Genomic DNA, 20,904 nt, shown 5'->3' on the forward strand with positions numbered 1-20,904 from the left:
TCAGAGACCGCGCATGACTTTCGATTTTGATCAGGTATTCGACCGCCACGACACCGGCAGCACCAAGTGGAGCCGCTATGCGGCCGATGTGTTGCCGATGTGGGTCGCTGACATGGATTTCGCGGCACCGCCAGTGGTCATCGAGGCGCTGCAACAGCGTCTGCTGCACCCGTTGGTCGGCTACAGCGTCGCCCAGGACAACCTGCGCGAGGCCATCGTCGCCGACCTCTGGAACAAATTCGCCTGGCGGGTCAAACCGCAGGAGCTGATCTTCCTGCCGGGCGTCGAATCAGGCTTCAACATGGCGCTCAAGGCGCTGGTGCAACCGCAACAGAATGTCGTGGTGCAAACCCCGAACTACCCGCCGCTGCGCCATGCACCGGGCCATTGGGGCCTGAACAAGGTCGAGCTGGAGTTCAACGCCCGGGCCGACGGCACCTACGCCACGCCGCTGGATGCCTTGCGGGAATCCCTGACCGGTGGCGGCGCCCTGCTGCTGAGCAACCCGCACAACCCGATCGGCAAGGTCTTCGACCGTGAAGAACTGCAAGCGGTGGCCGACATCTGCATGGCGCAGGATGCGTGGATCATCTCCGACGAAATCCACGCCGAGCTGTGCTACGACGGTCGCGTGCACATTCCGACCGCGTCCCTGAGCCCGGAAATCGCCCAACGCACCATCACCCTGATGTCGGCGAGCAAGGCCTACAACATTGCCGGCCTCAAGACCTCGTTCATGATCATTCAAGACAGCGCCCTGCGCGAGCGCGTCAACCACGCCCGTTGCGGCATGGTCGACAGCGTCAATCCGCTGGGCATGGAAGCCACCCGTGTGGCCTACAGCGAGGCCGGGCCGTGGCTGAAAGAACTGAAACAGTACCTGCAAGCCAACCGTGACTGGCTGGTGGACGCGGTTCGCAGCCGCCTGCCGGGTGTGACGATCAACGTGCCACAGGGCACTTATCTGGCGTGGCTCGATTGCTCGGCCCTAGGCTTGGACAATCCCCAGCAGTTCTTCCTCGAACACGCCCGCGTCGGACTCAGCCCGGGCATCGATTTTGGTGACCAGAGCCAGCAATTCGTGCGTCTGAACTTCGGTTGCCCGCGTTCATTGCTGGAAGAAGGCATTGCGCGGATGGAGCGTGCGCTGGTCAATCGCCAGGCCTGAATCATCGCGTCAATCACGGCGGGCGCCGTGCAAACCAGCGCCCGCCGCCTCTTCCCCGAGAAAAACTGAACCGTCGCCGCGAGCGCCTCTCCATACTTCATGGCCCTGTCGGGTCGCGATGGTCAGGGCGGGCCGCGAACCATGACATTCATTATCTGGGTAACGGTGCTGGGCGCCGTCCTGCTGATGCTGGCGTTGACCTCGTCGTACCTGCGCTGGATGCCGGTCACGACGTCGGCCGTGTGCCTGTTGCTCGGCATCGGTATCGGCCCGAGCGGCCTCGATCTGCTGAAACTGCCGCTGGAACATGCCGCCTCGTGGATGGAGCACCTGACTGAAGTCGCGGTGCTGTTTTCGCTGTTCGTCTGCGGTTTGAAGTTACGTTTGCCATTGCGCGACAAGCGCTGGCGAATAGCCTTCGGCCTGGCAGGCCCGGTGATGGTGCTGACGATTATCGGCGCCAGTCTGCTGCTGCATTACGGTCTGAAACTGTCGTGGGGGCCGTCGTTGCTGATCGCTGCGATTCTGGCCCCTACCGATCCGGTGCTGGCGGCGCTGGTGCAGGTCAACGATGCACGGGATGTCGACAGCGTGCGCTTCGGACTGTCCGGCGAGGCCGGGCTGAACGACGGCGTGGCCTTCCCCTTTGTGATCCTCGGGCTGTTACTGCTGCAAGGCGAGGGGCTGGCCGCCGAGTGGAGCCACTGGGTATTGCGCGATCTGTTCTGGGCGGTCCCTGTCGGTTTGCTGACGGGTTATTGGATGGGCCGAGGCCTTGGCCGGGCCACGCTCGCGTTACAGACGCGCAATGAAGACAGCACTGTCAGCCCGAACGACTATCTGGCACTGGCCTTGATTGCACTGGCTTTTGTGGTGGCCGAGTCCTTGGGCGGCTACGGCTTTCTGTCGGTGTTCGCCGCCGGACTGGGCCTGCGTCAGGAGGAAGTGAAGTCCACCGGCGCCCATCAGCCGCCGGCCGAGCATCTGGTTCAGCCGGTGGTCGGCCATCAGAACGTCGAACCGCAACATGCCGTGCATGGCGACACAGAAGGCCTGGAAGGCAGTCAGGTGGCCGCCGGGATCATGATGGGTGACATGCTCGCTTTCGGTGGTCTGGTGGAGCGGGCCATGGAAGTGTTTCTGGTGACCCTGCTCGGCGTGGTGCTGGTCACCCATTGGGACTGGCGGGCGCTGTGGGTCGGCGCGGTGCTGTTCTGTGTCATCCGCCCGGTCTGTGTGGCGTTGATGCCATGGGGATCGTTGCTGGTGTGGCGTCAGCGGATGTTGATCGGCTGGTTTGGCATTCGTGGCATCGGCAGCCTGTTCTATCTGTTCTACGCCTTGAACCATGGTTTGGGCGCCACAATGGCCGCGCAGTGTACCGATCTCACCCTTTCAGTCGTGGCCCTGAGCATTTTGCTGCACGGCATCAGCACCCAGCCGCTCCTAGCCCGTTACGAACAGCACAAACAACCTGATGCCTGACCTCACTTCATCGACTGGGCGATGATCTCCACCAGTTGCATCTGATTGAACGGTTTCGACAGCCGTGGCAACTCGGCCGCAAAGCCCTCAAGGCGTTCGGCATAACCAGTGGCCAGGATGATCGGCAAATCCGGCTTGAGCACGCGCACGGCATGGGCCAGTTGCGCGCCATTCATTTTCGGCATGGCCATGTCGGTGATCATCAGATCGATCACTTCCCCTTGATCAAACAACTCCAGTGCCTGCGCACCGGAGGCCGCGCCGATGACCCGATGCCCCAGATCCTCCAGCAACAGGCTGGTGCTGGTGCGCACCAGACTGTCGTCGTCCACCACCAGCACGCTGAGTCGCGGCACCGACGCCATGGACGGCCTCGGGCTCAGGGGCTTGGCCGCCATCCCGTCGACGGCGACCGGCAGCCAGAGCTCGGCGCAAGTACCCTGTCCCTTCACGCTTTTGAGTATGAAACGGCCGCCCAACTGCTCGATGAATCCATGCACCATCGACAACCCCAGCCCGGTGCCCTTGCCCAGGCCTTTGGTGGTGAAGAACGGATCGGTCGCCGAGGCCAGCGTCGCGTCGTCCATGCCTTCACCGGTATCAGTCACGCTCAGGCAGACATAGCGTCCCGCCGCAAGGCTTGCCTGACTCTCCTGCAAAACCACTCGCGGCTCGGCGCCGATGACCACGCTACCACCCTCGGGCATCGCATCACGGGCGTTGGTGGCCAGGTTAAGGACCGCCAGTTCGAGCTGGTTGGTGTCGGCCAGCACCGCTTCAAGATCGTCGGGAAACTGCGTTTCGATGCGAATCCCCGGCCCCAGTGAACTGCGCAACAGACCGGTGATGCCTTGCACCAGTTTCGGGATGTCCACCGGTTCGGTCTTGAGTTCCTGGCGCCGGGCGAAGGCGAGCATGCGCTGGGTCAGTGACACGCCACGCAGGGCACCCTGGGTGGCATTTTCCAGCAGACGGCTGACCTTCGGGTCGTCGCCGACGCGTTTACGCACGATTTCCAGATTGCCGAGGATCACGGTCAGCAGATTGTTGAAGTCATGGGCGATACCACCGCTGAGCTGACCGATGGCCTGCATCTTCTGCGCCTGGAACAGCGCTTCGCGGGTTTGCTCCAGTGCCAGTTGCGCCTGGTGGGCTTCGGTCACGTCCCGGGTGATTTTGGCAAAGCCGAGCAACGCGCCGGTTTCGCCGCGAATCGCATCGACCACCACATGGGCCAGGAACCGCGTGCCGTCCTTGCGCAGACGCCAGCTCTTGTTCTCGAAGCGGCCCTCCCGCACGGCGGTTTCCAGCGCCCGTTGCGGCTCCCCGATCTCGCGGTCCTCCGGGGTGTAGAACATCGAGAAATGCTTGCCGATGACTTCGTTGGGCGCGTAGCCCTTGATCCGTTGCGCGCCGGGGTTCCAGTTGGTCACACGGCCTTCCGGGCTGAGCATGTAGATCGCGTAGTCGGTGACGCCCTGCACCAGCAGGCGGAACTGCTGTTCGCTTTGCTTGAGGGTTTCTTCGGCCATCTTGCGGTCGGTGAGGTCACGGGTGATTTTCGCAAAACCTAGCAGTTGCCCGTCCGGGCTGTAGATCGGGTCGATCACAACATGGCACCAGAAGTGCGTACCGTCCTTGCGCACCCGCCAGCCTTCGCCTTCAAAGCGGCCCTCACGGATCGCCGTATCCAGTGCCCGTTGCGGCATGCCGACGGCGCGGTCTTCATCGGTGTAGAACCGCGAAAAGTGTTCGCCGAGAATCTCGGCTTCCTCATAACCCTTGAAGCGTTTGGCCCCGGAGTTCCAGCTGGTGATGATGCCGCCGGGGTCGATCATGTAGATCGCATAATCGACCACGGCATCGATCAACAGGCGAAAGCGCATTTCTTCGATCGCAGCGGACTTCTTGTTCTCGCTCATCAGGCTTGGCTCAAAGCAGATTTTCAATAACAGGAGTATGCGTCAAACCGGCGGATTGAAAAGCTGCATCTGCATGATCGAGTTGCCACCAGCGCGGCAACAGCTGCTGGATGCGGCTCTCGGCGAAGCGGTCATCGATCAGCATGACCACGCCGCGATCCTGCTGGGTGCGGATCACCCGTCCGGCGGCCTGCACCACTTTCTGCATGCCGGGAAACAGGTAGGTGTAGTCGTAACCGGCGCCGAAGATCGCTGCCATGCGCCGTTTCATCTGTTCGTTGACCGGGTTCAACTGTGCCAGCCCCAGCGTGGCGACAAAGGCGCCGATCAACCGGGCACCGGGCAAATCGACGCCTTCGCCGAATGCACCGCCGAGGACAGCGAACCCGACGCCCTGGCTGTGCGCCGTGAACTGATCGAGAAACGCCTGCCGCTGCCCTTCGGCCATGCCCCGCGATTGCTGCCAGAGCGTGATCTGCGGATACCGTTCAGCGAGCAACTGCGCGACCTGTTGCAAATAATCGAAGCTGCTGAAGAACGCCAGATAGTTGCCTGGACGCTCGCCGAACTGGCGGGCGATCAGTTCGACAATCGGCTCCAGTGAGGCCTGACGATGGGTGAACCGGGTGGAAATCTGGCTGACGATCCGCACCTGCAACTGTTCGGCGCTGAACGGCGACTCAACGTCGATCCAAACGGTGTCCGCCGGAGTGCCGAGCAGGTCGGCGTAATAATGACGAGGGCTCAGGGTCGCGGAAAACAGCACGCAGCTGCGGGCTGCTTTCAGGCGCGGGCCGAGCAGCGCCGCCGGCACCACGTTGCGCAGGCACAGTTGCGACAACGGACGTTTGCGGTCGAGGTCACGTTTGCTGATGTCGAACAGATAGTTCGCGTCGAACAACTCCGCGACCCGGCCGAATTGCAGCATCTCGAACCAGGCATTCTGCAAGCCGCTGTCGAGCCCTTGCGGGTGATCATTGAGGTAATCGCCAATGCTCGCGCTGCACGACGTGATCGCCTGCAGCAGTTTTTCCGGTGCCTTGTCGTAGGCCTGATACGGCGCCAGTTGTGCGTTGTGCAAGGCATTCCATTCACGGTTGACCCGTTGCAGGGGCTTTTTCAAGGCTTCGGGTGCGGTTTTGCGCACGCTGTTGAAGATTCCCTGGTCGAGGGTGGCGCTGTACATCTGCCGCCCGCGCTCGACCAGGTTATGCGCTTCGTCCACCAGCACCGCGACCTTCCATTGATTGAGCTGGGCCAGGCCGAACAGCAGCGCGGTGAAATCGAAGTAATAGTTGTAGTCCGCGACCACCACATCAGCCCAGCGCGCCATCTCCTGACTCAGGTAATACGGGCACACCGAATGTTGCGCGGCGACTTCACGGATGGCCGCCTGATCCTGCAACCGCAATTGACTGGCGGCTTCACGGGCTGCCGGCAACCGGTCATAAAAGCCTTGAGCCAACGGGCAGGACTCGCCGTGACAGGCCTTGTCGGGATGCTCGCAAGCCTTGTCCCGCGCGACCATTTCCAGCACCCGCAGCGGCAGGGTTGCATGGTGATCGAACAGCACTTGCGCCGAATCCAGCGCCAGTTTGCGCCCCGGTGTCTTGGCGGTGAGGAAATACACCTTGTCCAGCTGCTGCGGCGCCAACGCCTTGAGCATCGGGAACAGCGTGCCGAGGGTCTTGCCGATGCCGGTGGGGGCCTGGGCCATCAGACAGCGGCCGGTGCTGACGGCTTTGAATACCGATTCGGCAAGGTGTCGCTGGCCGGGGCGAAATTCGGTGTGGGGAAAGCCCAGTTGCTGCGCCGCCTGATTGCGCGCTTCACGGTGGGTCATTTCCTGCTCGGCCCATGCCAGGAACAAGCCGCACTGTTGTTCGAAAAACTCGCGCAATGCTTCAGCGCTGAAGGCTTCGACCAGGCAGGTTTCCTTTTCGCTGACGATGTCGAAGTACACCAGCGCCAGGTTGATCTGTTCCAGCTGCAACCGGCAGCACATCAGCCAGCCGTAGATCTTCGCCTGCGCCCAGTGCAGCGCACGGTGATTGACCGGTTGTTTGCTCAGGTCGCCACGGTAGGTTTTGACTTCCTCCAGGCAGTTCTGCGTCGGGTCGTAGCCGTCCGCACGGCCCTTGACCTTCAAGGTGCGGAACTCGCCTTCCAGCGCCACCTCGCTCTGATAGGCGTCATTACGCCGCGAGGCGACGGTGCGGTGGCCGGCGATGCCCTCCAGCGCCGTGGGCGACGGGGTGAAGCGCAAGTCGAGGTCGCCGCTCTTGGCGGTGAACTCGCACAGCGCCCGCACCGCGATGCTGTAGCTCAAGCGCCCTGCTCCGCCCATTGCACGTAACACACCGCCACCGGCATCTGGTGCGTGTGGCAGAACTCCAGCCAGCGCAGTTGATTGTCCTGCAAGCGGTCGCCGGGGCCTTTGACTTCAATCATTCGATAAGTCTTGTGCTGCGGCCAGAACTGGATCAGGTCCGGCATGCCGGCGCGGTTGGCCTTGATGTCCAGCAACAGGCGATTGAACCAGTGTTTAAGATGCTCGGCCGGCAGGCAGGTCAGCGCTTGTTCCAGCAGTTCTTCATTCAGCGCGCCCCAGAACACGAACGGCGACTGAATGCCCCATTTGGCGGCAAACCGGTTGCGGATGGTGTCGGCATAACGGCCGTCATCGAGTTCCGTTAGACAGGCCTCGAACAGAACGGCCCGCCGTCCCTGAAAATCCTCGTGGAGCAAATCCGCCGGCCCGCGCTGGAACGGGTTGAAAAACGCGCCCGGCAGCGGCGCGAAAATCGCCGGCCAGCACAGCAGGCCGAACAGCGAGTTGATCAGACTGTTTTCGACGTAATGCACCGGGCCGGTGTCCTCATGCAGATGCGCCTGCACGTGATACTCCACCGACAGCGCCGGATCGAGCCGAGGCAGGTGCAGATCCAGACGCTCCACAGGTCTTGGCGCCACGCGTTTGAGCGCCGGCCCGCCAAGTTTGCGCCGAAGCCGTGGCAGTGCCCGTTGCAGGCCCTGTTGTTCGGCGGCGCTTTCCGGCGCCTGTTCGGCCAGTGTGCCCAGCTCCAGCGCCAGGGCATATTCGCCGCAGCGTTCCAGCACCCGGATCATCCGCAACCGCGCGCCGGGGTAGGCACAGCCGCGATAAAGGCTCAGAGCCAGGGCAAATTCGGCGATGCGTTCGCAATGCTGACCGATCTGGAACAGCAGCTTGCCGAGCCGACGCTGCAACCACGGGTTATCGAACTGCAAAACGCTCAGTTCTTCGGCAATCGGCTCCAGCGCCTCGCCCGCCTCGAAACGCTGCTGGCAATCGTGCAGGAACAGGCAGGCATCGACGTCGGCACGGCTGCGCAGGCCTCGGGAATCGGCACTGAGTTCGACTTTTTCGTAGGTGTAGATTCCAAGGTCGGCGAGGACGAACTCCGACCAGTCCTGGTAGAGGTTGCCGAAGAACATCAGGCGAAACCGGTCGCACAGTTCCATCAGCGTCAGGCTGAACAATCGGTCTGCAATCACCGGGCACCACTCATGCCAACAGCGTGATTCGGGAAACTGCTCATGCAGGATCGGCAACCAGTCGACCTTGCGGCCCTTTGGATCATCGATAGCCGGGCCGAAGGCTTGCACGACTTCAGCCTTCAGCAGCAGATCGAACAGCTCTGGCATCGACAGCAGAGCCTGTTCATCGAGCCAGCCATGATCGAGCAGCGGCTGAGCAGCTGATGCAATGTCGCCAATCTCCGGATAGTTGAGTTTGCCCACCCGAAAATGCACACCCTTGCGCATCACCATCCGCACCAGCAAACCCTGGGAGCCGCGAGGCAGTGACTTGAAGTCGCGGATGAAGGCATGCTCCGTTTCGCTCATCACGTCGGCATAACGGAGCTCAAGCCAGTCAAGCACTTGCCGGAAGTTGTTGAGGTAATAGAACGGATCGTCGAGGGGGCTGGAAGTCACGGTGATAACGGGCCATGGCAAGCGAATACTGGTTATGCGTACAGATACCAGTTCTGCCCCGACGGGCGCAAACGGAAAAGGATCAGTGGCATCCGCGATTGAGGTTTTTTCGCCAGTCCATCGAACTTTTACGGACGATTTGGCACCAACCGCGTTAGAGGACCGACGCCGGTCGAATTGAATGAGGAAATACCGGGTATGAATTTCAAGACGTTGTTTATGCCGATGACCGTCGTAGCGCTGATGGCACTGGCCGGTTGCTCCACCCCGACCGTGGTCACCTTGCAGAATGGCACGCAGTATCTGACCAAGGACATGCCGAAAACCAAGTCCGAGGATGGTTTCTATGAGTTCCGGGACATTTCCGGTGCCAAGATCCGCGTGAAGGCCGATGAAGTCGCCACGGTGCGCAAGGAAGACTGACGATTACCCCGCCAAAAAAGGCTGCAATCCTGTAGGAGCGCAGCCTTTTTTGCATTTTTCAGCGGGGTAACGCCATGCCCGGCAGGGAGCCGTCGCAGTTCAACGGGCGCTCACCGCGCCGGACCATTTCTTCCTGCAGGCGCTGGCAACGTTGGCGCTCCTGTTGCGCCATGCGGTCGATGCTCAGGTTGCCGGTCATTTCGGGCTCATTGTTCTCGCCGATGCGAACGGTCACGAACGGTTGTTCGGGCTGGATATGAAAGCGGCTTTTCTCTTCGACCGGCTCGCTGTTCTCGGTGGGTGCCGGTTTCGGCAGTTCTTCGGAGCTGACACCGTAGCGGCTCAGAATCGAGCTGTGAGGCAGATCGGCCCAGACGTTGGCCGACAGCAGCGTCAACCCGACGATACCGATATACCCCTTGAAACCTTTCACGTTTGAATCTCCTGTACTCAATGGCGGCTTGCCCATACATGACGAGTGCGCATGCAATGGCTTTAGTCCGCATTTCCTGTTGGTGCAGGGGTTTGAGTCAGGTAGTGGCCAATTAGTCACTTTTGACAGGGAGAGGGAAAAAATTCCCTCTCCCTGTCATCCTCAGGCGATCACGATTCCATCAGCACTGAGACTGTTCAGCGAAACCCCGACCAGCGTCACCGAATCAGCGCCAAACTTCAGCACCGTATCCTGCCCCACCGACGAGGCATGGGCGCGGAAGTCATCGCCGGGCAACACACCCTGTACGCCGAGGAACACCAGTTTGTCGTTGCCGTTGAAGCCCACCACCCGGTCCTGGCCGAATGCGCCGCTGAACAGGAACGTGTCCGCCCCGCCGCCCGACTCCATCAGGTCATTGCCGGCGCCGCCGACGAACACGTCGTTGCCCGCGCCACCGATCAGGTGATCGTTGCCGTCCAGGCCGAACAACCAGTCGCCACCGGCATGGGCCTTGAGGGTGTCGGCGCCACTGGTGCCCTTCACGCTCGACTCGTACTGGGTGACGTTGTTGCCGACCTTCAGGCCATCGGCGGTCACGCTGTGGGTCACGTCGTCCTTGAACAGGCCCCAGAGGAAGCCCGGCTCCTTGGTAACGATGCTGCCGATGTCGCGGGTGATGCTGATCCCGCCGTTGGCATCGCGGATGTACAGGTTGCCGGCGCCGTCGTTGGCGAAGTCGAACTTGTTCACCGATTGCTGCAATTCGAGGGTGTTGTTGCCTGAACCGCCGAGGATGATGTTGTAGCCGCCGCTGTCACGGAAGGTGTCGTTGCCGGCACGGCCCTCCAGATAATCGTTGCCGCTGCCGCCCTGGATCAGGTCGTTGCCGTCGCTGCCGATGATGAAGGTGCTGCCCTTGTGGGGCTCGGCGTTGCGGTTGAGGTCTTGCACCCAGGTGTTGGCCCGCGCCGGATCCGACAGGTTGGCGACGATGATCGTCGAGTCACGGCTGGTGAGGTCGTAGAACTTCGACTCGATGACCCGGTTCATGCCGTCGCCGTAAGCCGTCGGCAGGTGCGAGATCCAGGTCGGGATGTTGACGATCGAATACGGCAGCACGTTCCACACGTTCGAGGCGTAGTGGTCGTTGAAGCTGACGATGTTGTCGGTTGCCGACACTTTCGATGCGTCGTGTACGCCAACCGATGCAGCGGTGAAGGTCGAGCCGTCGAGGGCGCGGAATACCGGGTCGTTCTCGTAGCCGACGTTGAGCACCTTGTCGGTGCTGCTCTGGGTCGGCGAGGCGTAGGCGATGTAGTTGGAGTCCTGGAAGAATCCGCCCCACTTGCTGCTGCTCAGGTCCGCCATGCTGTTGACCGCCAGCCCGCCGAGGCTGTGGCCGCTGACCAGTATGTCCTTGCCGCTGAGACCGTTGGCCTTGGCGAACGCCACCACGTTGTTCATCAGGTTGCCGAAGGCTTCACCGACGTAGTTCTTGGCGTAATCCTTGGGACCGAATGCAGCGAGCAGGTCATTGATGGCGTCGGCGATGGAGTCGCCGATGAGGATTTCCCGTGGGCCGCTGGTGCCGCGAAAGGCGATGCCGATTTCAGTGAGGTGACCCTGGGCGTCGTACTTGCCGAGGATTTCCACTTGCGCGCTGGTGTAGCCGGGCTTTTCGCCGAAGAAAGTTCCGCGCACGTCGGTCTTGCCGTCATAGCCCAGTTGCGACGCGGTGATGGGCGTCCAGCCGGCCTTCTTTACGGCGTCGAGGGCGAGTTTTTCCGAATCGGGGTTCCACGGGAGTCCGGGAATCACCCCTTGCGAATCGGTGCCGCCGATCAGCGCGCTGATCAGCGTGGCCGGCAGGCCGAGGCCGAAGCCGTTGTGCTGATAGCCGACCGCGAAACCGTTGTCGAGGTTGTGATAGGAGTACAGCGTGATGGCCATGGCGTCGCTGAACAACGCTTTGGAATCCGCTGTGCTGAAGTTCTTGTAGTCATACACACCCATTGCTGTTGCCTCTCTCTTTGTTGGAATTATTCAGAGATAGCTCACAACCAGAACGCCCCTCTCGGGGCGCCCCGGAGCATTTCCTTACAACACTTCTGTCATGCAACTCCAGTGGGAACCGCCGCAAGCCGCGGTGGTTCCCGTGGGGAATCAAGCGAACACGAAACTCGAGTCCGACAGGTTAGCCACACCCACCCCGATCAGGGTCACGGCATAGTCGCCAATCTTCAGCACGGTATCGGCGCCGGACTGCGAAGCATGTTGCTTGTAGTCGTAGCCTTGCCCCGCACCCTTCACGCCCATGAACACCAGTTTGTCGCTGCCCTGGTAGCCATGGATCGAGTCGAAGCCGAACGCGCCGCTGAACAGGAAGGTGTTGTTGCCACCCACCGCACTCATCACGTCGTTGCCGGCGCCGCCGACGAAAGTCACATGGGCCTTGTCGCTGAACAGGTGATCGTCGCCACCCAGGCCGAACAGCCAGTCGCCGTCAGCGGTGGCTTTCAGCGTGTCGCCGAGCGCGCCGCCGTTGAGCGAATGGTTGTACTGGGTCAGTTCGGCGCCGTTGGCCAGGCCTTTGCCGGTGACGGTCCAGGTGATTTCCTTGCTGCTCCACATCGAACCGGACTCTTTGCTCACGATTGCGCCGATGTCACGGGTCATGCTGATGCCGCCGTAGGCGTCGCGCACGTACAGCGTGCCGTCGCCGTCGTTGGCGAAGCTGAAGTTCTGCAACGGTTTTTGCAGGTCGAAGGTGTTGTGGCCCTGACCACCCAACAGAATGTTGAAGCCCCCGTCATCGCGGAACAGGTCATCGCCGGCACGACCTTCAAGGAAGTCGTTGCCCGCCCCGCCCTTGAGCCAGTCGTTGCTGTCGGTGCCGATGATGAAGGTACTGCCGGTGTGCGGCTCGCCGCTGCGGCCCAGATCCTCGACCCAGGTCTTGCCCCGGGACGAGGCTTCCAGATTGGACACGATGATGGTCGAGTCCTGGCTGGTGAGGTTGTAGAACTTCGAATCGATCACCCGGTTCAGGCCATCGGCATAGCCCAGCGAGCTGTGAGCCGACCAGTTCAGCGGGTTGACGATGCTGAACGGCACCAGGTTCTGCGCGGTGGACGCGTAGTTGTCGTTGAAGTTGACGATGTTGTCGGTGGTCGAGTCGTGCGGCTTGTCGTGTTTGCCCATCGACGCCGTGCTGAACGTGGTGCCGTCGAGCACACGGAATACCGGGTCGTTCTCGTAGCCGATGTTCAGCACGTTGGTGCCGGTGCTGCTCTGGGTCGGCGAGGCGAAGGAAATGTAGTTGGCGTCCTTGAAGAAGCCGCCCCAGTCGCTGGCACTCAGTTCCGCCACGCTGTTGACCCCGAGACCGCCGAGGCTGTGGCCGCTGATCAGCACGTCCTTGGCAGCGATGCCATGGGCCGAAGCAAACGCGGCCACGGATTTGAGCAGGTTGTCGAAGGCGTTCTTCGCATAGTTCTTGGCGTAATCCACTGGCCCGATGGCGGCCAGCAGGTTGTTCTTCATGTCGCCGAAGGTGTCGCTGTAACTCAGCCCGCCCGTGCCGCGAAAGGCCACGCCGATACCGATCAGCTTGCCGGCGGCGTCGTATTTGCCCAGCACTTCCGCCTCGGCGCTGGTGAAGCCGTCCTTCTCGCCGAAGAACGTCCCTTTGGCGTCGGTCTTGCCTTGATAACCCAGGGCCGAGGCGCCCAGTGGCGACCAACCGGTGCCGGGCAAAGCCTGCCCGGTCGGCGTGTAGGAATACAGCGTCAGCGCAATCGCATCGCTGTACAACGCTTTGCCGTCGGCATTTTTGTAATCGAACAATCCCATGTCGTGCTCTCTCTTCCTTTCAAAAACGGCAGTTCTCTGCAGAACTGCCGCTACACCTTAGAACTGCCAGTCCAGCGTCAGGCCCACACCGTGGTCCTTTTCGTTCGAACCGATCAGTCCGTTGTAGTCCAGGTTGACCCGGACATCGCGATTCAACGCCAGACCGGCACGCACGCCGACCACCGCTGCATCTCGATCCATCGACACACTTTGCACCGTGAACGCGCTGTTGCCATTGACGAAGGCCAAGTGGCTGTCGGAATCCACGCTGCTCAGGTTGTGCTGCCAGCCCAGTGTCGCGCCCAGCTCCAGCTGATGTTTGTCCGACAGGGCAAACGTACGCTTGGCGCGAACGCCGAGGGTCGACAGCACGGCGTCGCGGTTGTCTTCACCGCCCTTCAGTGCGGCGGCATCACCCTTCTCGGTGAAGCTGTCGCTGTTCAGGTGCACGTAAGCCAGATTGGCGAACGGCTCCAGGTTCATCGGCTGCAGACCGAGATCGTAGGCAGCTTCTGTGAACAGTTGTGCGGTGGTCGCGTCGCGTTTGGTTTTCTGCTTGCCGCTGACACCGGCGAATTGCAGGTCACGTTTGACGTCGATGCGATGCCAGCTGTAAGCCGCGCCGGCGGTCAGACGCAGGGCATCGATCTGATGCCCCAGGTATGTACCCAGGTGATAGCTGTCAATCGACGCCGACGAGTGCGTGCCGCTGCCCATGTTCAAAGAACTGTCGCTATAACCGGTAACGAAACCCAGGCGAGTATCTTCAGTAATCAAACCATCGACACCGAGCAACAGACCGCCAATGGAGCTGTTGGAATTGGCATTTTCATGGCCGCCATCGGTCTTGCCCCAGGCACCGAGCACTTTGAACCAGGCATTGCTGCGGTCATCGGTCGGCGCACCGGCATCGAACAGATCCCGTTCGCGCAGACGCTCGCCCACCGCATCACGCAGGTAACGGCTGTCGTTGATCAGCAGCGTGCCGATGGCCGGGTGGATCTCGCCGGACAGTTGCTGGAACGCGTCCTGTGCAACGGCGGCGGTCGGCGACAGCAGCAGGGTTTCGAACAACGCATTGCCTGCGCCCAGACGTTCGGCGGCCGCACCGACGGCGCGCTGGTTCGGCGTCAGGCCGACGCTGGCGAACGAAGCACCGTTGCGCCCGACATTCAGTTGAACACCGCCCGAGGAGTAATCGAGGGTGCCGCCGAGGAACGCGTAGTTGGGCAAGACCTGACCAAAGCGCCCCTGAATGCCGCCCGCCGCCTGCAGAATGTTGAACTGGCTGCCCAGCAGCGATTTCACTTCAGTCGTGGTCAACAGCGTCGGGCTGTTTTCCAGGGTCAGGGCGACCGTTGCGCCATCAATGATTGCGGTGCCGCCAGCGACCACGCGGTCGCTGCTGGTGGGCGAAACTTCCACGGCATAGGTCGAGCCCGGTTCGAAGGTCACGTCACCGGCCACGTTCAAGGTGCCGATGGAGTTGCCCGGCGCCACGATACCGCCGCTTTTCGCGGTCAGTGCGGCGATGCGCCCGTTACCGCCCAAAATACCGCCGTCATTGACCGTAACTGCCGATTGCAACGAGCCGTTGATTGCCAGTCGGCCACCATTCACCAGCGTCGGACCGGTGTAGGTGTTGGCGCCGGTCATCACCAGGGTGCCGATCCCCTGTTTGGTCAGACCGCCGTGGCCGGAAATGTCGTTGCGCCAGGTGTCGAGCCCGCAGGTGATGTCGGTGCACACGCGCTGGGTGGGTTTGCCGGCGTCGATGATCGCGCCGATCCCCGGTAGATCCGCCACGAACTGGCTGGAGCCGTAGGCGCCTTCGATGCGGAACTCGGCCGGGATGTCCTGCTCGGTGACGAACATCGCCGGGCCGTCGATGCCCTTGCGCAGGTTGATCATGCCCCATCCGTACAGGGCGTCGATGCCCGGAGCGCCAAGGTCGGTGGCGGTGGTGCGCAACACACTGGCGACCTGGGCACCGGTCATGTACGGGAAACGCTCCATCAGCACTGCCACGGCGCCGGCCGCGTGCGGCGCGGCCATCGAGGTGCCGTTGTAGTTGGCATAACCGGTGGTCAGATCGCTGGCGTTGGTGCCGCCGATGATCGAACTGTAGATCTGCGTACCCGGCGCAGAAACGCAGAAGCTCGCGGTGTAACCGCAGCGCGAGGAAAAGGTACTCATGATGTACGGGTTGGCGCTGGTCTGATCCGGGTTCTTCTGCAGCGCGGAGACGGTCATCCAGTTCGGCGCGATTTCCGGCACGAAGTAACCGAGGCCGGCGATGGCGTCGGGGTTGTTCAGGTTGTAGTCGTTGCCGGCGGCAAAAATGGTCACGATCCCGCTGCGCGCGGCCGCGATTGCACCGTCATAGGCGCCGCCGGGTTTGGTGCCGAGCAGCGTACGGATTTCGTTGAACTGCAATTGCGCGTCGTTGACGGTGAAGTGCGGGTACGCCGGGTTACGACCGCCGAGGTCGAAACGATCGGTGATGCCGATGCCCCAGCTGTTGTTGATGATTCTCGCGCCACTGGCGATCAGGGCATCCCAGCCGGCCTTGTACACCGCGCCGTCGTTGCCACGGACGATGCCGTCTTCCGGGCCCGGGTCGCCGTTGTCGGCACTGATGATCTGTGCACCGAACGCCACACCGTGCATTGGCCCGCCATCACGGCTGCCCGCCGCGATACCACCGACGTGGGTACCGTGAGCGCCGAGCTTGCCGTTGGAACCCACCGACGGTGAACCGTCATAGCGGAAGGCGTCTCCGGCTTTGACCGGGATGTACGGGTCGGTGTATTCGCGGATACCGCTGGTGACCAATGTGATCACTTTGTTCGGCCCGGAAAACTCCGGGTGCGCGGCATAGACCGGCTGGTCGAAGATCCCCAGTTTCACGCCTTTACCGGTGTAACCGGCGGCGTAGGCGTAGTCTGCGCCGATCGCGCCCAGGCCCCAGTCCGCCTTGAACTCGGCACTTCGCCAACTGGCCGGGTCCCCTGCCCGGCCGTTTTCGACGTAGGGCGCGGCGTGTGCGCTACCCCAGGTGGCCATGGCGCAGAGCAAGGCGCAGTTGAGGGTTTTCAGGCGAAAGCATCCACCCGATTGCGCGGGGGTGTTGTTGTTTTTCATCCAGCGACCTTCCTTAGTGATGTTGCACAAAATCCGTCTTTTGAATTGATCGTTCCGACGCTCCCGCGTGGAATGCAGCCCGTGACGCTCCGCGTCCCTTGAAGCATTCCCACGCAGAGCGTGGGAACGATCAGTCAGAACTGCCAGTTCAAGCTCAGGCCGACGCCGTGACTCTTCTCGCGGCTGGCCAGTTGTCCGTTGTAATCAAGGTTTACCCGTACGTCGCGGCTCAGGGCCAGGCTGGCCTGTACCCCCACCAGCGCGGCGTCGCGCACCAGCGGCGAACTTTCGACGCTGTACGGCGCGCTGCCGCTGGCGAAGCGCAAATGCTGTTCGGATTCGATGTCGGTGAGGCTGTGCTGCCACCCGAGACGGCCACTGACATCGAGTTTCTGCGAGCCCGACAGGTTGATCGTCTTGATCGCCCTGACGCCGAGGGTGCTAAGCACCGCGTCACGCTCGTCGCCATTGCTTTTCAGCGCGGCAGCATCGCCCTTCTCGGTGAAACCGTCGCTGTCCAGATGCACGTAAGCCAGATTGGCGAACGGCTCCAGAGCCAGCGGTTGCACGTTCAGCCGGTAGGCTGCCTCGCCGAATACCTGAGTGGTGGCGGCATCGACCTTGGCTTTCTGTTTGGCGCTGACGTCGCCGTATTGCAGGTCCCGTTTCACGTCGGCGCGATGCCAGCTGTAGGCGGCGCCGGTGCTCAAACGCCAGGCACCGATGTCATGCCCGGCATAGGCACCGAGGTGATAGCTGTAGACCTTGGCCGAAGCGTGCGTGCCGGAACCCATGCTCAAAGAGCTGTCGCTGTAACCGGTGACCAGACCGATGCGGGTCTGCTCGTCCAGCGCACCGTCGACACCGGCCAGCAGGCCGCCAATCGAGGTGCTGTAGCCGGCGGTGTCGTGTCGCGAGTCGGTCGTGCCCCAGGCGCCGAGGGCCTTGACCCAGCCGTTGCCTTGCGCGCTGTTCGCATCGTGCAGGCGTTCGCCGATGGCGTCGCGCAACTGACGGCTGTCGTTGATCAGCACCGAACCGAGGGCCGGGTAGATTTCCCCGCTCAGTTGCTGGAAGGCTTGCTGTGCATCACTGGCAGTGGCGGACAGCAGCAGGCTTTCGTACACGGAATTGCCGGCGCCCATGCCTTCTACGGCGCTGGCCACGGCCCGCTGGTTCGGCGTCTGGCCGACGCTGGCAAAAGACGTCGCGTTACGCTCGACACTCAGCGTGATCCCGTTGCCGGTGGACGCGAGGCTGCCACCGATGAACAGGTAGTCGGGCACCACTGCGCCGAACTGACCCTGGATGCCGCCCGCCGCTTGCAGAATGTCGTACTGATGACCGAGCAGGCTTTTCGCTTCGGCGGTGCTGAGCAAGGTCGGGCTGTTTTCCAGTGACAGGCTGACGGTGGCACCGCTGATGGTCGCGGTGCCTCCGGCGACGATGCGGTCGCTGGCCGTCGGTGACAGCTCCACCGCGTAGGTCGAGCCCGGTGCGAAGGTCACGTCACCGGCGACGGTCAAGGTGCCGATGGAGTTGCCCGGTGCCACACGACCGCCGCTGTTGGCGGTCAGTGCGCCGATCCGCCCGGAACCTCCGAGGGTGCCACCGTCATTGACCGTGACCGCCGACGTCAGCGAGCCGTTGACGCTCAGCAGGCCGCCATTGACCGTGGTCGGGCCGCGATAAGTGCTGTCGCCGGTCAGGATCAAATGCCCGGCGCCGGACTTGATCAGGCTGCCCTGATACACCCGATTGGCAGCCGCTGCCTCACGGGCCGTGCCGACGGCGTAATCCGTCTGGTCCTGTTGGCTGGCGCCGACCGGAACGCCGTTCTGCCAGCCCTTGTCTTGCAGGGTCTGCTGCCAGGCGCTGTGTTCGGCGAGGTCTTCGCTCTGGCGCTGGATCAGTGCCTTGTCGGAGATGTCGTTGCTCCACACATCGCGTTGCCCGGTGGCCAGATTTGCGTCGAACGCGCCGAGCAACTGCCCCGGCCCACCCATCGCCCGTTTCAGGTTGGCCACGCCCCAGCCGACCCGCTCGTTAGGTGCGTCGGTCACCGAGCCGTCGAGCTGAGTAGCGGTGGTCAACAGCACCTCCAGCGCCTGCTGGTTGTTCATGTACGGGTAACGCTCCATCACCAGGGCCAGAGCGCCGGTAGCATGGGGCGCGGCCATCGAGGTGCCGGACTTGATCCCGTAGCCGCCGTCGGGAATGGTGCTGTCGATCTTCGCGCCCGGCGTGGTGATGCACCAGTATTTGGCGATACCGCACTGGTTGTATTTCTGCTGATTGCTTTGATCCAGTCCCGACACGGCCAGCCAGTGGCCTTCCAGATCCGGCTGAAAGTACGGCAGCGCCGAGCGCACGCTGGCGTTGGGGTAACCACTGTTGCCGGCGCTGAACACGTTGATCACGCCGCGGCGCGAAACATCGGCGGCGGCATCGAGCCAGGTGCCCTTGTTCCAGTGCTGTGCGTAAGCGGCGTGCAGATCGTTCAGGGTTCGATAACTGACATCCGGCGGCTGGCTGCCCCAACTGTTGTTGATCGCCCGTACGCCGGCATCGGCAAGTGCGTCGTAGACCGCTTTGAAGTAGCGCGGGTCGGGATTGGGACCGAACAGGAAACTGTCGTTCTTGTTGGTGTTGCCGACGTAGATCTGCGCATTGAACGCCACACCGTGCATGCCGGTGCCGTCGCGGGAAGCGCCCATGGTTCCGACCACGTGAGTGCCGTGAGAATCGTTGTTCGGATTGAGCGTGCCGTTGACGCTGAAGAGCGCACCATCGACATAGCTGCCGCTGCTCAACACCGGATGATAACGGTCGCTGGCAAACTCGGGATGGGCGGCGTCGAAACCGGAATCCAGCGCGCCGATCTTCACGCCCTTGCCGGTGATGCCGGCGGCGTAGGCCTGATCGGCCTGCATCCGGTCCAGTCCCCAGTCCCGCAGGAATTCGGCGGAACGCCAACTGGCGGCGTCGCCAGGTTTGCCAGACTCCAGGTATTGCGCCTGGGCCTGGCTGACAGAAATTGCGAGCAACAGGGCGCCGACCGATGCCGGCTTGAAGCGTACGTCCATGTTCACCACTCGTTTTTGTTGTTTGGTGTAAAAACTACGGTGTTATTGCGTCCGTGGGCCTTGCCCGAATGCTTCGTCCACCCGAGCCAGATCCTGCTCGCTCAAGGTGCCCGCGTAGTAATGCAACTTGGTCCAGGCCATGAGGTAGTCATAGCGTGCCTGGGCCAGATCGCGGCGGGTGGTAAACAGTTGTTGTTCGGCGTTCAGCGCATCCAGATTGGTCCGTTCACCGCCGAGAATGCTTTGCTTGGTCGAGACCACCAGCGCCTCGGCCGAGGTCAGGGCTTTCTGGTAGGCGCGCAGTTTGTTGACCCCGGACAGGCACGCACTGAACTGCCGCCGCAGCTCGATCAGAGTCTCGCGGGTCTTGCCGTCCAGTTCGTATTCCGCCTGCTCCATGTTGCGGCTGGCCTGACGGGTCGATGCCGATACCCCGCCACCGGCGTACAACGGCACGTTGACTTCGAAGCCGATGGTATTGGTCTCGTAGCGCTGGTTGTAAGTGTTGCCGCTTTCCGATTCATTCTTGCGCATTGCCGCGTAGGCACTGACTTTCGGCAGATGCCCCGCACGATTGCGTTCGACTTCATAGCGCGCCACTTCCACGGCCTGACGCTGGGAAGCCAGGTTCGGGTTGTTGCTGATCGCCAGTTCGTGCCAGGTGTCGTAGTTGGCCGGCGTCAGGGCGAAAGTCTGGAAGTTCTGATCCAGCGGTGCCAGATCGGTGATGTTCACCGCTTGCTCACCGATCAGTGCTCCCAATTCACGCAACGCGGCATCCTGCTCGTTGCGGGCTTCGATTTCCTCGGCCGTCGCCAGTTCGTAGCGCGATTCGGCTTCGAGAATGTCGGTCCGCGTGCCTTCGCCCTGCTTGAACATGTGTTCGTTCTGCTGGAACTGCTGCTCGTAGGCCTTTTTCTTGGCTTGGGCGATGTCGATCTGATCCTGAGCGAACAAGGCCTTGGTGTAATTGTCCAGGACCCGTACCAGCAGCTCCTGACTCTTGCCGCGGAAGTTTTCGTCGGCAAACAGCGACTGCGCCACGCCCTTGCGATAGGCCGCGTAGGCTTCGTAGTCGAGCAGCGGTTGTTGCAGGGTCAGGGTCGAGCCGTAACTGTTGTAGTTACGCTCTTCAGTGTTGTTCCTTGCCCGGGAGTCGAGGGACGTGGCCTTCGACGTGTTATGGCCCTTGTTGTAGTTGTAACCCAGTTTCGGCAACAACCCGGCGCGGCCGATGGCCCGGTTTTCAAGGCCTGCATCGCGTTCCTTGATCGCGCCGAGGAATACCGGGTCGTTACGTAATGCCTGTTCGTAGATTTCAAACGGCCCCATGGCCGCCACCGCACTGTTGCCCGCGAGCAGCGCGAACGCTGCCGCCAGCATGGAAAGCTTATTCATACAGCCGAACAT

At 62.1% G+C, this 20,904-nt stretch carries 12 protein-coding genes; 3 read left to right on the forward strand and 9 right to left on the reverse strand.

The genetic code is table 11. The features are described from left to right. The first annotated feature begins 13 nt into the window (after positions 1-13). Both OQ248_RS25310 and OQ248_RS25315 read left to right on the forward strand, forming a co-directional pair. Entirely contained in the window at positions 14-1,168 is a 1,155-nt protein-coding gene (locus OQ248_RS25310; protein ID WP_265814462.1) for a PatB family C-S lyase, read from the forward strand. A 141-nt stretch (positions 1,169-1,309) separates the two neighbouring features. Continuing rightward, on the forward strand, positions 1,310-2,653 hold the full coding sequence (locus tag OQ248_RS25315) for a cation:proton antiporter (RefSeq protein ID WP_265814463.1): 1,344 nt from the start codon (positions 1,310-1,312) through the stop codon (positions 2,651-2,653). A gap of 2 nt (positions 2,654-2,655) precedes the next feature. Here OQ248_RS25315 and OQ248_RS25320 read toward each other — a convergent pair whose 3' ends face one another. From OQ248_RS25320 to OQ248_RS25330, 3 genes are read right to left on the reverse strand one after another with little or no spacing between them, the layout of a single operon-like run. Continuing rightward, on the reverse strand, positions 2,656-4,575 hold the full coding sequence (locus OQ248_RS25320) for a PAS domain-containing sensor histidine kinase (RefSeq protein WP_265814464.1): 1,920 nt from the start codon (positions 4,573-4,575) through the stop codon (positions 2,656-2,658). Between the two features lie 10 nt (positions 4,576-4,585). Then, complete coding sequence (locus tag OQ248_RS25325; RefSeq protein ID WP_265814465.1) at positions 4,586-6,904, reverse strand: ATP-dependent DNA helicase; 2,319 nt, start codon at positions 6,902-6,904, stop codon at positions 4,586-4,588. After that, a complete protein-coding gene (locus OQ248_RS25330) occupies positions 6,901-8,553 on the reverse strand; it encodes a VRR-NUC domain-containing protein (protein WP_265814466.1) in 1,653 nt (550 codons plus the stop codon). Before OQ248_RS25330 ends, OQ248_RS25325 begins: the two co-directional genes overlap by 4 nt. A gap of 198 nt (positions 8,554-8,751) precedes the next feature. On the opposite strand from OQ248_RS25330, the gene OQ248_RS25335 reads away from it, so the two are divergent. Then, entirely contained in the window at positions 8,752-8,976 is a 225-nt protein-coding gene (locus OQ248_RS25335) for a YgdI/YgdR family lipoprotein (protein WP_085709821.1), read from the forward strand. Positions 8,977-9,034: 58 nt separating this feature from the next. On the opposite strand, the gene OQ248_RS25340 is transcribed toward OQ248_RS25335, so the two are convergent. The 6 genes from OQ248_RS25340 to OQ248_RS25365 all read right to left on the reverse strand — a co-directional run bounded on the left by OQ248_RS25340 (position 9,035) and on the right by OQ248_RS25365 (position 20,904). After that, positions 9,035-9,409: a hypothetical protein gene (locus tag OQ248_RS25340; protein WP_265814467.1), complete on the reverse strand. Its 375-nt coding sequence runs from the start codon at positions 9,407-9,409 to the stop codon at positions 9,035-9,037. A gap of 162 nt (positions 9,410-9,571) precedes the next feature. Next, a complete protein-coding gene (locus OQ248_RS25345; protein WP_265814468.1) occupies positions 9,572-11,425 on the reverse strand; it encodes a polyurethanase in 1,854 nt (617 codons plus the stop codon). A gap of 150 nt (positions 11,426-11,575) precedes the next feature. After that, a complete protein-coding gene (locus OQ248_RS25350) occupies positions 11,576-13,264 on the reverse strand; it encodes a polyurethanase (protein ID WP_265814469.1) in 1,689 nt (562 codons plus the stop codon). Positions 13,265-13,321: 57 nt separating this feature from the next. After that, complete coding sequence (locus OQ248_RS25355; protein WP_265814470.1) at positions 13,322-16,408, reverse strand: autotransporter serine protease; 3,087 nt, start codon at positions 16,406-16,408, stop codon at positions 13,322-13,324. 134 nt (positions 16,409-16,542) lie between these two features. Then, positions 16,543-19,494, reverse strand: coding sequence for an autotransporter serine protease (locus OQ248_RS25360; protein ID WP_265814471.1), 2,952 nt, complete (start codon positions 19,492-19,494; stop codon positions 16,543-16,545). A gap of 42 nt (positions 19,495-19,536) precedes the next feature. Continuing rightward, complete coding sequence (locus OQ248_RS25365; protein ID WP_119426344.1) at positions 19,537-20,904, reverse strand: TolC family outer membrane protein; 1,368 nt, start codon at positions 20,902-20,904, stop codon at positions 19,537-19,539.

The organism is Pseudomonas sp. COW5 (genome assembly GCF_026240005.1).
Taxonomy (GTDB): Bacteria; Pseudomonadota; Gammaproteobacteria; order Pseudomonadales; family Pseudomonadaceae; genus Aquipseudomonas; species Aquipseudomonas kribbensis.

Coding starts and splice junctions, on each gene's coding strand:
- OQ248_RS25310 (WP_265814462.1), top strand. CDS start 14: ATGACTTTCGATTTTGATCAGGTATTCGACCGCCACGACACCGGCAGC.
- OQ248_RS25315 (WP_265814463.1), top strand. CDS start 1,310: ATGACATTCATTATCTGGGTAACGGTGCTGGGCGCCGTCCTGCTGATG.
- OQ248_RS25320 (WP_265814464.1), bottom strand. CDS start 4,575: ATGAGCGAGAACAAGAAGTCCGCTGCGATCGAAGAAATGCGCTTTCGC.
- OQ248_RS25335 (WP_085709821.1), top strand. CDS start 8,752: ATGAATTTCAAGACGTTGTTTATGCCGATGACCGTCGTAGCGCTGATG.
- OQ248_RS25345 (WP_265814468.1), bottom strand. CDS start 11,425: ATGGGTGTGTATGACTACAAGAACTTCAGCACAGCGGATTCCAAAGCG.
- OQ248_RS25350 (WP_265814469.1), bottom strand. CDS start 13,264: ATGGGATTGTTCGATTACAAAAATGCCGACGGCAAAGCGTTGTACAGC.
- OQ248_RS25355 (WP_265814470.1), bottom strand. CDS start 16,408: ATGAAAAACAACAACACCCCCGCGCAATCGGGTGGATGCTTTCGCCTG.
- OQ248_RS25360 (WP_265814471.1), bottom strand. CDS start 19,494: ATGGACGTACGCTTCAAGCCGGCATCGGTCGGCGCCCTGTTGCTCGCA.
- OQ248_RS25365 (WP_119426344.1), bottom strand. CDS start 20,904: ATGTTCGGCTGTATGAATAAGCTTTCCATGCTGGCGGCAGCGTTCGCG.